This is a genomic window from Phycisphaerae bacterium (assembly GCA_017999985.1).
Classification (GTDB): Bacteria; Planctomycetota; Phycisphaerae; order UBA1845; family Fen-1342; genus JAGNKU01.
The window spans coordinates 145,208-159,018 of sequence record JAGNKU010000012.1 but is presented as its reverse complement, the minus strand read 5'-3'; the positions used below and the strand labels follow the sequence as shown (position 1 = coordinate 159,018).

Annotated in this window: 11 protein-coding genes; 8 read left to right on the top strand and 3 right to left on the bottom strand. The window is 67.2% G+C overall.

Going from position 1 to position 13,811, the window contains the following annotated elements:
* Positions 1-433: hypothetical protein (locus tag KA383_15870; GenBank protein MBP7747594.1), on the top strand; the 433-nt coding region annotated here is incomplete at its 5' end.
* Positions 434-796: 363 nt separating this feature from the next.
* A complete protein-coding gene (locus KA383_15865; protein ID MBP7747593.1) occupies positions 797-1,252 on the top strand; it encodes a YbaK/EbsC family protein in 456 nt (151 codons plus the stop codon).
* Between the two features lie 10 nt (positions 1,253-1,262).
* Here the strand turns inward: KA383_15865 and uvrA are convergent, their stop codons facing one another.
* The 3 genes from uvrA to KA383_15850 all read right to left on the bottom strand — a co-directional run bounded on the left by uvrA (position 1,263) and on the right by KA383_15850 (position 6,721).
* Positions 1,263-4,178, bottom strand: coding sequence for an excinuclease ABC subunit UvrA (uvrA, locus tag KA383_15860; GenBank protein ID MBP7747592.1), 2,916 nt, complete (start codon positions 4,176-4,178; stop codon positions 1,263-1,265).
* Positions 4,179-4,484: 306 nt separating this feature from the next.
* A complete protein-coding gene (locus KA383_15855) occupies positions 4,485-5,939 on the bottom strand; it encodes a sigma-54-dependent Fis family transcriptional regulator (protein ID MBP7747591.1) in 1,455 nt (484 codons plus the stop codon).
* Between the two features lie 224 nt (positions 5,940-6,163).
* A complete protein-coding gene (locus KA383_15850) occupies positions 6,164-6,721 on the bottom strand; it encodes a hypothetical protein (GenBank protein MBP7747590.1) in 558 nt (185 codons plus the stop codon).
* Positions 6,722-6,793: 72 nt separating this feature from the next.
* Here KA383_15850 and ald point away from each other — a divergent pair, with 72 nt between their 5' ends.
* The 6 genes from ald to KA383_15820 all read left to right on the top strand — a co-directional run bounded on the left by ald (position 6,794) and on the right by KA383_15820 (position 13,772).
* Complete coding sequence (ald, locus tag KA383_15845; protein MBP7747589.1) at positions 6,794-7,903, top strand: alanine dehydrogenase; 1,110 nt, start codon at positions 6,794-6,796, stop codon at positions 7,901-7,903.
* 87 nt (positions 7,904-7,990) lie between these two features.
* Positions 7,991-9,370, top strand: a complete 1,380-nt coding sequence (locus KA383_15840; protein ID MBP7747588.1) for a biotin/lipoyl-binding protein — start codon at positions 7,991-7,993, stop codon at positions 9,368-9,370.
* A 61-nt stretch (positions 9,371-9,431) separates the two neighbouring features.
* Positions 9,432-10,601, top strand: a complete 1,170-nt coding sequence (locus tag KA383_15835) for an ATP-binding cassette domain-containing protein (GenBank protein ID MBP7747587.1) — start codon at positions 9,432-9,434, stop codon at positions 10,599-10,601.
* Positions 10,602-10,771: 170 nt separating this feature from the next.
* On the top strand, positions 10,772-11,041 hold the full coding sequence (gene rpsO / locus KA383_15830) for a 30S ribosomal protein S15 (GenBank protein MBP7747586.1): 270 nt from the start codon (positions 10,772-10,774) through the stop codon (positions 11,039-11,041).
* 161 nt (positions 11,042-11,202) lie between these two features.
* Positions 11,203-13,332 carry a polyribonucleotide nucleotidyltransferase gene (pnp, locus tag KA383_15825; protein ID MBP7747585.1) on the top strand — a complete coding sequence of 710 codons (2,130 nt, stop codon included), beginning with the start codon at positions 11,203-11,205 and terminating at the stop codon, positions 13,330-13,332.
* A 224-nt stretch (positions 13,333-13,556) separates the two neighbouring features.
* Positions 13,557-13,772, top strand: coding sequence for a cold shock domain-containing protein (locus KA383_15820; GenBank protein ID MBP7747584.1), 216 nt, complete (start codon positions 13,557-13,559; stop codon positions 13,770-13,772).
* Positions 13,773-13,811: the final 39 nt, after the last annotated feature.

Here is a 13,811-nt window from a genome sequence, read left to right as displayed (position 1 = left end):
TCCGAACGGGCCGCCTCCGCACTTCATGACGTTCGCGTGCGGCGGCACGTACTGCGGCCGCGTGTATGCCAAGGAGATCAACGGTCTGGGCTATTACGACCCCGACTGGTTCCAGATCACCCAGACCAACACGACCGCCCGCCGGTTCCGTCTGACCGTGACCGCCGAGTTCATCGCCCACGTCGAGGCCTACGCGACCTGCACGGACTACGATTCGGGCAACCCGATCCCGGGTCTGGATGCGGTCACGACGCTGTCGCTCACGACGCAGTGCCCGAACATGATTGCGTCGAGCACGAACACGTATCCGCAGGGCACGACGATCTACGGTCGGATCACGATCGTGGACCAGCTTGGCAACCTGGCGACGGAGTACTATCCGTGCGCGAACGGGTTCAACCGCTGGAGAATCGTGTCCACGTGCGTGAACTAGTCTCGCGGGATCGCGTCGGGCCGGCCGGTATCGCCGGCGGCCTGCCGACCGCGTAACGGAAGCAGTTGCACCTCCCGGCACGTCGCACCCCCGTGCGGCGTGCCGGGCTCTTTTTGCGCGCCGCGGGGGTAACCAGTGCCACTATCAGGGTTGACCATGCTGCGCACGCGCTCCCGGGGCGGATTTTCATTGACAGGACGGGCATGTCGACGTGTACTCACAACTGGACAAACTGGCGCCTGCCGGTCCGGGCGAGCACGGGTCGTAGCGCAGGAGCCGTGTTGTGGCGGGCCGCACATCTCCAGGCGTCGATCCGACGCTGCAGCGTGCAGCGCTGGTCCAGCGACGAAAGGAGCATGCGACATGAGATTGGAGTCGTTTCTGGACGAGCGGGGCGTGCGCTACGAGAAGCACACGCACCCGGTGACGTACACGTCGCAGGGCTTGGCGAATGTCGAGCATGTTTCAGGGTACATGGTGGCCAAGCCCGTGGTCGTGAAGGGGACGACGGGGTTCGCCATGTGCGCGATCGCCGCGCCCAAACACGTGGACCTGCGGCGCGTGGCCGAAGTGCTGCGCGAGCGTGAAGTGCGGCTGGCGAACGAGACGGAGATGGCGGGGCTGTTTCCGGACTGCGAGCTCGGGGCCGAGCCGCCGGTGGGCGCGCTCTTCGGCCTGCGGACGATCATGGACCCGCAGTTGAAGAGCGACGAGTACCTGGTCATGCAGTCCGGCACGCACCGCGAGGCGGTGAAGCTCCGTCGCGAGGACTGGGAACGGCTGTGCACGCCCACCGTGGCGCCGATCGCCACACCCTGAGCGCCGGCCCCTACGCGCGCAGCTTGGGCTGCAAGTACCGCCCCGTGTAGCTCCCCGCGCAACCGGCCACGGCTTCCGGCGGGCCGGCAGCCACGATCTGACCGCCGGCATCGCCGCCCTCGGGGCCGAGGTCGATAATCCAGTCAGCGGTCTTGATCACATCCAGATTGTGCTCAATCACGAGCACCGTGTTGCCCATGTCCACCAGACGGTTCAGCACCGCCAGCAGCGTCTGAATATCGGCGAAGTGCAGGCCCGTCGTCGGCTCATCGAGCACATAGAGGGTGTGGTTCTCGAGCTTGGCCCGCTGCGTCGCGGAGGCGCTGGGCGGGCCGTTCGGCGCGACCGGGTGCGTCACGCCCCGCGCCAGCTCTGCCGCCAGCTTGACGCGCTGCGCCTCGCCACCCGACAGCGTGTTGGACGGCTGGCCGAGCCGGACGTAGCCCAGGCCCACGTCGGAGAGGGCCTGCAGGCCCTGCTTAATGCGTTGAAAGCTGTCGAAAAAGCGCAGCGCTTCCTCGACGCGCATCTCCAGCACGTCGGCAATCGACTTGCCCCGGTAGCGAATCTCAATCGTCTCGCGGCTGTAACGCGAGCCCTTGCACTCCTGGCACTCGACGAACACGTCCGGCAGGAAGTGCATCTCGATCCGCCGGGTGCCTTGGCCCTGACACGCCTCGCACCGGCCGCCCTTGGCGTTGAAGCTGAACCGGCTGGCGTTGTAGCCGCGGATGCGGGCTTCCTTCGTCTTCGCATACAGCCGGCGAATCTCGTCGAAGACGCCCGTGTACGTTGCCGGGTTGCTGCGCGGCGTGCGGCCGATCGGCGTCTGGTCGATTTCGATCACCTTGTCGATCTTGTTCGCCCCGACGATGCGCTCATGCTGGCCGGGCCGCTCGCGCGACTTGTACAGCCGCCGCCGCAGGGCGGGCAGCAGGATCTGCGACACCAGCGTGCTCTTGCCGCTGCCGCTCACGCCGGTGATGGCGCAGAGCACGCCCAGCGGGATGTTCACGTCGATGGCCTTCAGGTTGTTCTCGGCGGCCTTCAACACCTGGACGAAGTCGGAGCGGCGTGCCGTGCGGCGTTCCTCGGGCAGCGGAATGCCGTACTCGCCGCGCAGGTACTTGCCCGTGATGGATGCGGGGTTGGCGAGCACTTCGGCGGCCGGGCCCTGCGCGATGATCTTGCCGCCGTGCAGGCCAGCGCCGGGGCCCATGTCGATCAGGTAGTCGGCCGCGCGAATCACGTCCTCGTCGTGCTCGACCACGATGGCGCTGTTGCCGATGTCCACCAGCCGGCGGATGGACTCCAGCAGGCGGGCGTTGTCGCGCTGGTGCAGGCCGATGGTCGGCTCGTCCAGCACGTAGCACACGCCGACCAGGCCGCTGCCGAGCTGCGTCGCCAGGCGGATGCGCTGCGCCTCGCCGCCGGAGAGTGTCGCGCTGGTGCGGTCCAGCGTGAGGTAGCCGAGGCCGACGTCGTACATGAAGCGCAGCCGCTGGCGCACCTCGCGCAGCAGCGGCTCGGCGATCTGGGCGGCTTCGCCCTCCAGCCGCAGCGCCTCGAACAACGCGGTCGCCTCGGCGATCGAAAGCTGCGTGATCTCGTGGATGTTGCGTTCGGCGACGCGCACCGCGAGCGACGTGGGGCGCAGCCGCGCCCCGTGACAGTGGCTGCAGACGTACTCCGACTGGTAGTTCCCCAGCCGGCTGCGTCCGCCATCGCTGCCGGCTGCCCGGTAGCGGCGCTCCAGGTTCGGGACGACGCCCTCGAAAGTCAGCCCCAGCCGCTCCGCGTCCTCGGGCGTCGTGCCGTGGAGGATGATGCGCCGCACATCGTCGGACAGGTTCTTGAACGGCGTCTCCGGCTGAACGCTCAGCGCCGTGCAGAGGCCACGCAGCAACTTGAGGTGCGTCGCGGAGACGCGCTTCTTGCCGGCCGCCCACGGGCTCAGCGCCCCACCGACCAGCGTCGCGTTCTCGTCGGGGACGATTAGCTGCGGATCGAAACGCAGCGTCGTGCCCAACCCGCCGCATTGCTCGCAAGCCCCGTATGGCGAGTTGAAGCTGAAGGCCCGCGGGCTGAGCTCGGGCAGGCTGATCCCGCACGCCGTGCAGGTGTGCCGCTCGCTGAAGACCTCGTCGAGCCAGACCTCGTCGCCGGTCACACGCCCGGGCTCGGGCGCCCTCCCCGCCGCGACACCGTCGGCGCGGCTGACGATGGCCGTGCCGTCGCCGAGCGCGAGCGACAGCTCGACGGCGTCGGCGAGGCGCGAGCGCACGTCGGGGCGCAGGACAAGGCGGTCCACGACGACGTCGATGTCGCAGGCGCGCGATTTCGGCAGGTCGGTCAGTTCCTTCACGTCGCGCAGCGCGCCGTCCACGCGGGCGCGCACGAAGCCCTCGCGCTGAATCCGCCGGAGGATCGGCTGCAACTCGCCGGTCTGCCCGCGCACGAGCGGCGCCATGATCATGACGCGCGTCTGGGCGGGGTAGGCGAGGACGACATCGACAATCTGGTCGACGGTGCGGCGATAGATGCGCTGGCCGCACTTCGGGCAGTGCGGCACGCCGACACGGGCAAAGAGGACGCGCAGGAAGTCGTAGATTTCGGTGGTGGTGGCGACGGTGGAGCGCGGGTTGGCGGCGGCAGCCCGCTGCTCGATCGCGAGCGTCGGAGGCAGGCCCTCGATTCGCTCGACGTCGGGCTTGCCGATCTGTTCCAGGAAGTGGCGGGCGTGGACGCTGAGCGACTCGACGTACTTGCGTTGGCCCTCGGCGTAGATGGTGTCAAAGGCGAGGCTGCTCTTGCCGGAGCCGCTCAGCCCGGTAATCACCACCAGGCGGTCGCGTGGAATGTCCACGTCGACGTTCTGGAGGTTGTGCTGGCGGGCACCCGTGATCCGGATGTACTTCGCTTCCAAGCTCCATCTCCCCGGACCGCCAGGCCCGGACGGCGGCCGGACACGGCACTACGACGCCGCCGGACACACCCGGATACCCGTCGGGCCCGGCCTGAGCCAAGAGGGTTAGTGTACCACGCGGTGGCGGGTTCGTGAACGGGCGAGGGGAAGTGGGTGGCCTGGCGGCGGGCGGACGGGGGAGGCCGTGTCACTTGCGTGGCATGTTGGGGCGCATGGTTATGGGACGGTGCGACAGTCAGCGATCAGGCGGACGATGGCCGGATGGCAGGTCGCACACGGACGCGACCTGCCCTGCGGGCGGGCGGGTCAGGGCTGCGGCTTGCGGCCTTTGCGCGGCTCTTCGAGACCGTATTGCTTCATCTTCTTGTAGAGCGTGGTGCGGTTGACGTCGAGGACCGCCGCGGTCTTCTGGCGGTTCCAGGCATTGGCCTCCAGCGCGGCCTGGATGATCCGCTTCTCCGGCTCCTCGAGGGCTTCCTTGAGTGTCAGCGGCCGGCCGCGATCGGCGGAGAACATCGTCGCGTCGCTCTCGGAGGCGCGGACGACCGCGGGCGGGAGGTCCGCCACGTCGATCTGCTCGCCGCGCGTCAGGACCACGGCACGCTCGACGCAATTCTCCAGCTCGCGGACATTGCCGGGCCAGCGATAGCGCTGCATGCACTGCAACGCCGGCTCGGTGAACGCGAGGCGACGCTTGCCGCACTGGTGCGCGCACTTCCGCAGGAAATGCTCGGCCAGCAGCGGAATGTCCGTCAGCCGGTCGCGTAGCGGCGGCAGGTCGATGTTCACCACGTTGATGCGGTAGAAGAGGTCCGGGCGGAAGCGCCCCGCCTCGACCTCCTGGGCGAGGTTCACGTTGGTCGCGAGGATCACCCGCACATCCACGGTCGCCGTGCGGTTGGAGCCCAGCGGCTCGAATTGCCGCTCCTGCAGAATGCGCAGTAGCTTGACCTGGAGACTGGGCGAAGCGCAGGCCACTTCGTCCAGGAAGATCGTGCCGCCGTCGGCGGCGCGGAACTTGCCGTCCTTGTCGGCGAGCGCGCCGGTGAAGGCGCCCTTGACGTGGCCGAACAGCTCGGACGCGAGCAGCGTTTCGGGGATTGCGCCGCAACTGATCTCCACGAACGGCCGGGCGCGGCGCTGGCTGCGCTGGTGAATGGCGCGGGCCACGACCGACTTGCCCGTCCCGGTCTCGCCGTGGATCAGCACGGTGGTTTTCGAGTCGGCCACGGCCTCGATCAGATCGAAGACCCGCTGCATCTGGTAGGTGCGGCCGATGACCACGTCGAGGTTGTACGGCGCGTCGAGCATGCGGCGCAGCGACCGGTTGGCGCGCAGCAGGTTCTGCTGCTCGATCGCCCGGCGGGCCACCTGGCGAATCTCGTCCATCCGGACCGGTTTAGACAAAAATTCGAACGCCCCGACCTTCATCGCCTCGACCGCGGACTCGATCGTGCCGTAGCCGCTCATGGCGACCACGAGCAGGTCCGGCCAGCGATCGCGGGCCGTGCGGAGCAGGTCGACGCCGTTACCGTCGTGAAGGATGACGTCGGTGATCATCACGTCGAAGCTGGCGCGCTCCAACTCGAGCACCGCCTCATGGGTGGACGTCACGGCGACCACCTCGTGCCCGTCGGTCGTCAGGAAGCGCGCGAGCGAATCGAGCACCGACCGCTCGTCATCCACCAGCAAGACCCGTGCGCTGCGGTTGGCGCCTGCGTCACCGGGCACGCCCGCCACGGCCCCATCGGTCACGTTCATAGACCCTCACGCTTGTTGACGTCGCTCGTCAGCAGTCACTCTGGCCTGATGGCCCCACGCCACGCAATGTGTTGCTAGGAAGCAACATCATCGCGTGTCCGCCCCGACTGTCAACGGGATTTTCGCCGCAAACCGGCAGTAATCCCGGTTCCGTCAGCAGCGCAGCCGCTCGACAGCGTCACACACCACGGTAGCGCCGTACGGGGGTCCAAGACTGCATAACACTATTCTGGATAGAATGTTGCGCCGTTGACATCGACGGCGAGCACGGCGTCGATCCCCCGCACGTGAGCCGTCTCGACGTACACGACGCCGTCCGGGAGGTAGGTCCCCGCCCGAAAGGTGGCCTCCATGAGCCCCGCTCCGTCCTGCGCACGAACCGAGGCGATGTGGACCGGCCAGCCGCCATCGACCGGCGTGCCTGCCCAGCAGGCCAAGCCGACTAGGATGCTGGTCCGCCAGTCCGGCGGCGGGCCGAGGCCCGGCACGGCCTGGGCGAGTCGCGCCCAATCGGCCGCGTTGCGAACCTGAATTAACCCGAGGCGCGGCCCGAGCGGCGTGCAGATACCCCGCAAGGCATCCGGCTGCGACACGATGACCTGTGCGACGCAGGTGCGCGGAGCGGCCGGTGCGTCCTCGAGGGCATGCAGGGTGACAAGCGGCGGCGCGGTCCGGGGTGCGCAACCCACCGCGGCCAGACCCAGCGCGGCGCTCAGCAGGGTCGTCAGCCGTGCTCGCCCGCGCCCCAGCTTGCCAACGGCGTATGCAGTCCTTACTCTCATGGTTCTGCGAGGTTTGTCCCTGGATTCATTGGTGTATATCGACCGTTTCACGCCCAGCGAGGAGTTGTCCGTATGATCATCGGCGTCCCAAAAGAGGTTAAGCCTGACGAATATCGTGTCGCGGTGGTTCCGGCCGGAGTCGAGCAGCTCAAGCGCGGCGGACACACGGTGGTTATCGAACGTGGGGCCGGCGTGGGCTCGGGGCTGGCCGACGCCGATTATGAGGCCTATGGCGCCGAGATGGTGTCTTCGGCGGCCGAGGTCTGGGCGCGCGCGGAGCTGATCTGCAAGGTCAAGGAGCCGCTCGCCCAGGAAATCCCGATGATCCGGAAGGGGCAGGTCGTCTTCACATACTTCCACTTCGCGGCCAGTCGCCAGTTGACCGAGGGGGTGCGTGACTCCGGGTGTGTGGCCATCGCCTACGAAACGATTCATGACCGCGAGGGCCGCCTGCCGCTGCTCGCTCCCATGAGCGAAGTCGCCGGCAAGATGAGCATTCAGGAAGGCGCGAAGTATCTCGAGAAGCCGATGGAGGGCCGGGGCATCCTGCTGGGCGGCATCCCGGGCGTGGAGCCGGCCAACGTGCTCGTGCTCGGCGGCGGCATCGTCGGCACGAATGCCGCGAAGCTGGCGGCGGGGCTCGGCGCCAACGTGACCATCATGGACATCGACCTGTATCGCCTGCGGTACCTGGATGACGTCATGCCGGCCAACGTCAGCACGGTCTACAGCACGCCGGAGGCGATTCGTCGCCATCTGGAAACGTCCGACCTGGTGATCGGCGCGGTGTTGATCCCCGGCGCGCGTTGTCCGATGCTGGTCCGCCGTGAGAACCTCAAGCTCATGCGGCCGGGCGCGGTGATCGTGGATGTGGGCGTGGACCAGGGCGGCTGCTGCGAGACGACGCACCCGACCACGCATGGCGATCCCACGTACGTGATTGACGGGGTCGTGCACTACGGCGTGGCGAACATGCCCGGCGCGGTCGGCCGCACGAGCACGTTCGGGCTGACAAACGCGACGATTCCATACCTGGTGAAGCTGGCGAACGGCGGGTATGAGAAGGCGTGCGCCGCGGATCCGGGTCTCGCGGCGGGCGTGAACATGGTGGGCGGCAAAATCACCAACCGGCCCGTGGCGGAAGCCTTTGGTTTCCGGTATGAGGAATTCAAGCCGAGGTAGCGCACGCCGGTCAGTCGCCGCCTGGCGGCTGGCAGGCGCGCTGGTCGCGGGCGGGCGGGCCCGCACCCCGGTGCCGAGGGTAGCGCCATGCGGAAGTGGATCATCGTCCTGGTCGTGCTGGCGCTGGTCGTCGTGGGCTGGTTCTTTGGGCGGCAGTACGTCATGCGGCCGCGGTGGGCACAGCCCAAGTTCGGCCGGGTGACACACGGCGACATTCGCGTGCCGATCACGGCAGCGGGGCTCATTCACGCGAACCAGGTGATCGAAGTGAAGTCGGAGGCCTCGGGCCGGATCATGAGCGTCCCCGTCGTGGAGGGAACGATGGTGCACGCCGGGACCGAGGTGGTGGTGCTCGATCCGGATGACGAGCAGCGCGCGGTCGAGCGGGCCAAGGCCGACTTTGACCGGGCCGACGCGCTGTTGACGCAGGCACGGGTGGCGGTGGAACGGGCCGAGGTGTCGATCGCCAGTGCGAACGCGCGGCTCGAGGAGATCACGGCGCAAGGGGAAGTCGTCGCCTTTGAGCTCGAGAAGATCGAGCGCACGCTGAGCGAAGGCAAGTTGAACATTTACAGTGACCAGCAAGTCCACGACATCCGCGCGCAGTACCGGATGAACCAGGCACAGCAGGAAGCCGCGCGTATCGCGGTCCGCTCGGCCGAGCTGTCCAAGCAGGACGCCGAGGCGGCGGTGCGTTCGCAGGAAGCCGTGGTCCAGTCGGCGCGCAAGACGCTGGAGGACGCGCAGAAGCGCCTGAGCGAAACGACGGTCATCGCGCCACAGGACGCGATCGTCACCGAGGTCTACGTCCGCCCGGGCATGCTCGTGCAGTCCGCCACCCAGGGCTTCACGGGAGGAACGATGCTCATGACCCTGGCCGACGTGTCTAAGAAGAAGGTCATCGCGCGGCTCGACGAGGCGGATTACGGCCGCGTGCTGAATGTCTCGCCGATCGATGCGCTGCCTGACATGCCCGAGTTGCGGGCCGCCGCGGAGCAGGATGCCAAGCAGATTGAGCAGCGCACCGGCAACGTGAAGATCACGGTCGACGCGTTCCCGGACGTGGAGTTCGCGGGCCGCATCGAGCGCGTCGAACCCCAGGGCAAGCTGAATGCGGGCTCGTCGATCATCCAGTTCGACGTGCACGTCGAGATCACCGACCCGCAGCGGCACATGCTGCCGCTGGGCGCGCAGGCGCAGGTCGAGTTCACCGTCGAGAGCGCCAGCAACGCGCTGCTGGTCCCCGCAGAGGCGGTGAAGAGCTTCGAGGACAAGCGCGGCGTCTACCTGAAGGTGCCGCCGGAGCGTGGCTCCGGCGAGGATTACGGCCAGCGTTTCGTGGCCTGCCGGTTTGGGATCAGCGACGGCGAGCGTACGCAGGTGCTCGCGGTCCTGGACGGCGAGCAGTTGCCGGACGGCGCCGAGGTCTACACGGTACTGCCGCAGCGGGCGGGCGAGGGCATGTAGCAGCCGGTCGCGCGGCGCGGGTCGCACCGTGCGCTGCGGGCACCCCAGGGAGTTGCGCAGCTTGGCACTCATCGAGATCCGTGGCCTGACCAAGCTCTACCGCATGGGCACCTCGATCGTCCATGCCCTGGACGGCGTGGACCTGACGATTGAGCGCGGCGAGTTCGTCGCGATCACGGGTGCGTCGGGCAGCGGCAAGAGCACGATGATGCACCTGCTGGGCTGCCTCGATCGGCCCACGGCCGGCACATATCGGCTCGACGGGCGTGACGTCAGCGATCTTTCCGACTATGAACTCGCCGCGGTGCGGAACAAGCAGATCGGTTTCGTGTTCCAGACGTTCAACCTGATCAACCGCACGTCGGCGGCGGAGAACGTCGCCGTGCCGCTGTTCTACGCGCGGCAGACCAACACGCGTGCCCCGGCGACGCGCGCCCTGGAGCGTGTGGGGCTGACGGACCGCGCCCAGCACAACCCCAACGAGCTTTCAGGCGGCGAGCGGCAGCGCGTTGCCATCGCCCGGGCCATCGTCAACGACCCCGCCCTGCTGCTGGCCGACGAGCCGACGGGAAACCTCGATTCCCGGACGGGCGAGCAGATCATGGAGATCTTTCGGAGCCTGAATGCGCAGGGCGTCACGATCGTGATGGTGACGCACGAGCCGGACATCGCGTTGCAGGCCCAACGCATCGTGCAGATGCGCGACGGCAAGGTCGTCTCGGACCGTCCGGCCGTCGAGATTGCCGCGGAGCGCGGCCCCGCGGCGCCGCGCAAGTGGACGTCGACCGAAATCCCGGCGAGCGAGATTCGAGTGGAGGACGAACCGGACAGCCCCCGCGTGCTGACCGCCCGGCTGATGCGCGGGGCGAATGCGGCGCTCACTTGCGGCCTGATCGCGATCGGGCTCTGGCTGGCGGCCGTCGGCGCGCAGGTGTACCTGGGCCTGCATTTCAAGCCGGATGAGCTGAAACCTCCGATGGGCAAGCTGCCACCGCCCGCGGTGATCATGGGCGGCTTGTCGGCGTGCGTGTCGATGGTGGCGGGACTAACCTTGGGCATCGTCGCGATCGTGCTCGGATGGCGGGCGCGGCAGCGCATCCGCACGGAGCCGGGACACTGGCTGGGTGGCCGGCGGGCGCTGGCGGGGATGATTCTCGGCTGGGTCTCGGTGGCGCTGCCCGTGATCGGCGGAATCGTAATTATCGTGATGACAATGACTAAGGCGAAATAGCCGCGCGGCGGCACACGGCGGCCAGGGTTTGGGGCGGGCAGGAATGGTCGCTCCGGTTGCGAGCCGGCGGTCGTGTCCATATACTGATCACCAGTTGGCAGGCTGCCTTGGCCACCGCTTGGCCCGCGGGTACGGACTGGGGCACGCCCAAGTTGATGAAAGGACGGGCCATGAGTTTGTCTGGCGAAAAGAAGGCCGAGCTCCTCTCGGCACACCGACGGCACGAACAGGACACCGGCTCCGCCGAAGTGCAAATCGCGTTGCTCACCCAGCGGATCACCCAGCTCACGGAGCATTTGAAGATTCACGCAAAAGACCACTCGTCGCGGCGCGGGCTGCTGAAGATGGTGGGCAAGCGCTCCTCTCTGCTGAAATTCCTTGCCCGCCAGAACCGGGACCGCTACCTCGCGACGATCGGGAAGCTCGGCTTGCGCAAGTAGACGGCGCGGTGGGGCCGTCCGGGATTTTGGGTCAAGGCACCGTGCGGCGGGCACGCTGTTCGGGCGCGCTATTCCTTTAGGGATGTCGGAACATGGGTAAGTCGGTCGGTCGGAAGAAAGACAGTCGGCGGCAGGAAGGCAGTGAGAGAGAGAGCGAATCCATGATGTTCAAGGTCGAGCGCGCGATTGGTGCGAGTGTTCTGTCCATCGAAACGGGGAAGCTGGCCAAGCAGGCCGCGGGGTCCGCAGTAGTGCGCTACGGCGACACGGTCGTGCTCGGTACGGTCGTCACGGCCGACCCGCGCCCCGGAATCGATTTCTTCCCACTGACCGTCGACTACCGCGAGAAGATGTCGGCGGCGGGCAAGTTCCCCGGCGGGTTCTTCAAACGTGAAGGTCGGCCGACACAGAAGGAAGTGCTCACCTGCCGGCTCATTGATCGCCCGATGCGGCCGCTGTTCCCGGACGGCTTCAAGAACGAAGTGCAGATCCAGGTCATGGTGCTGGCCACGGACATGCAGAACGACCCGGACGTGATCGGGCTGGTGTCCGCCGCCGCCGCGCTCGCCGTCTCGCCGGTCCCGTTCCACGGTCCGTTCGCGGGGGTGCGCGTCGGCCGGGTGGACGGCAAGTTCATCATCAACCCCACGGTTGCGCAGCTTGAATACTCCGACATGGACATGATCGTGGCGGGGCACCTCGACGCCGTAACGATGATCGAAGTCGGCTGCCGCGAGCTGCCCGAGGACGTGATCGCCGACGCGGTGCAGTTCGGGCACGAGAACGGCGTCAAGCCGATCTGCGAGATGCTCAAGGAGCTGGAGCGTCAGGCGGGCAAGCCGAAGACCTGGGAGGCCCCCGAGAAGAACGCCGCGTTCCTGGATGAAATCCGCCGGAAGGCACTGACCGACCTGCGCGCCGCGAAGCAGATCACGGGCAAGCAGGAGCGCAACGACGCGGTCAAGGCGGTCTACGAGCGGATTGTGGCGGAGTACTGCCCCGAGGGAGTCGCGGAGCCCGAGCACACGCCGGAGGAAGTCAAGGCCGCGATCGGCATCGTCGAGGAGCGGTTGGTCCGCGACCTGATCCTGGACGAGGAGCAGCGCGTGGACGGCCGCAAGCTGGACGAGGTGCGGAAGATCTTGTGCGAGGTGGGCTGGCTGCCGCGGGTGCACGGCTCGGCGCTGTTCTCGCGCGGCGAGACGCAGGCGATGGTCGTCTGCACGCTGGGCACGGCCCGTGACGAGCAGCTCATCGACGACCTGATCGAGGAATACAGCAAGAAGTTCATGCTGCACTACAACTTTCCGCCGTTCTCGGTCGGCGAAGTCCGGCGGATCGGCTCGCCGGGGCGGCGCGAGATCGGCCACGGCGCGCTGGCCGAGCGCAGCCTCGAGGCAGTGCTGCCCGGCCCCGAGGATTTCCCTTACACGATCCGCATCGTCAGCGACATTCTCGAGTCCAACGGGTCGAGCTCGATGGCGAGCGTCTGCGGTGGGTCGCTGGCGCTGATGGACGCGGGCGTGCCGATCAGCGGCGCGGTGTCCGGCATCTCCATCGGCCTGGTGCTCGAGCCCGACGGCCGCTACAAGCTCCTGGCCGACATCGTCGGTGAGGAGGACCACTACGGCGACATGGACTTCAAAGTCGCGGGCACGCGCAAGGGCGTCACCGGCGTGCAGCTCGACATCAAGGCCACGGGCCTGCCGCACAAGATCATGCGCGAGGCGCTGAAGCTCTCGCACAAGTGCCGGATGCATATCCTGGACCAGATGGACAAGGCGCTGGCTAAACCGCGCCCGGAAATCAGCCAGTACGCGCCCCGGCTGCTGACGATCAAGATCAACCCCGAGAAGATTGGCAAGCTGATCGGTCCGGGCGGCAAGTCCGTCAAGGCGATCCAGGCCGAGACCGGAGCCCAGATCGACATCGAAGACGACGGCACGGTGGTCATCTCCTGCCTCGACGCGGATGGTGCCGAGCGGGCCCTGGCGATGGTCCAGCGGATCACCGAGGACGTGCAGATCGGGCGGATCTATGAAGGTAAGGTCATTAGTATCAAAGACTTCGGCGCTTTCATCGAGATCACGGACGGTCAGGACGGCCTGTGCCATATCAGCGAGCTCGACGACAACTACGTGCGCACGGTGTCCGACGTCGTGAAGATTGGCGACGTGGTCAAGGTCAAAGTAATTGCAATCGACGACCAGGGCCGGGTAAAATTATCGCGCAAGGCCGCGCTGAAGGCGGCCAAGGAATCCGGGGCGGACGCCCGCGGCAAGGAGTCGTGAGCACCGCGGCCGGCCGCACCGGATATGAAGAGCATATTTGCCGGACGGGTCTCCGTTCCGACCGGTCACATCTCTGACCTGTCTGTACGCCGGTCGAACCAGACCTGAAATCACCGGAAGTGGGCATCCGGTAATCGTCCGGGAGAATTAGTCCGGCGACAGGCGGACATTTGTACGTGGACCGTCTTGGGGTCATATCTGGGCGGTTCCCGGAGGTCTGTGTCATGACGGACGGCAGCGTCAAGTGGTTTGACACGAAGAAGGGTTACGGTTTCATCGTCGGGCCGGAGGGCAAGGACGTATTCGTGCACTATTCGAGCATCGACGGCGAGGGTTTCCGCTCGCTCCGCGAGGGAGAACCCGTCGTATTTGAGCTGGTTCAGACCCCGAAGGGGCTGGCCGCCAATCACGTGCGCGCGGCGCAGGCCCCGACCCCCTAGACGGCCGTTCGCGGTAGAATCCTGACGTTGCACGACGGC

Coding starts and splice junctions, on each gene's coding strand:
- KA383_15850 (MBP7747590.1), bottom strand. CDS start 6,721: ATGAGAGTAAGGACTGCATACGCCGTTGGCAAGCTGGGGCGCGGGCGA.
- rpsO (MBP7747586.1), top strand. CDS start 10,772: ATGAGTTTGTCTGGCGAAAAGAAGGCCGAGCTCCTCTCGGCACACCGA.
- ald (MBP7747589.1), top strand. CDS start 6,794: ATGATCATCGGCGTCCCAAAAGAGGTTAAGCCTGACGAATATCGTGTC.
- pnp (MBP7747585.1), top strand. CDS start 11,203: ATGATGTTCAAGGTCGAGCGCGCGATTGGTGCGAGTGTTCTGTCCATC.
- KA383_15840 (MBP7747588.1), top strand. CDS start 7,991: ATGCGGAAGTGGATCATCGTCCTGGTCGTGCTGGCGCTGGTCGTCGTG.
- KA383_15855 (MBP7747591.1), bottom strand. CDS start 5,939: ATGAACGTGACCGATGGGGCCGTGGCGGGCGTGCCCGGTGACGCAGGC.
- KA383_15865 (MBP7747593.1), top strand. CDS start 797: ATGAGATTGGAGTCGTTTCTGGACGAGCGGGGCGTGCGCTACGAGAAG.
- KA383_15820 (MBP7747584.1), top strand. CDS start 13,557: ATGACGGACGGCAGCGTCAAGTGGTTTGACACGAAGAAGGGTTACGGT.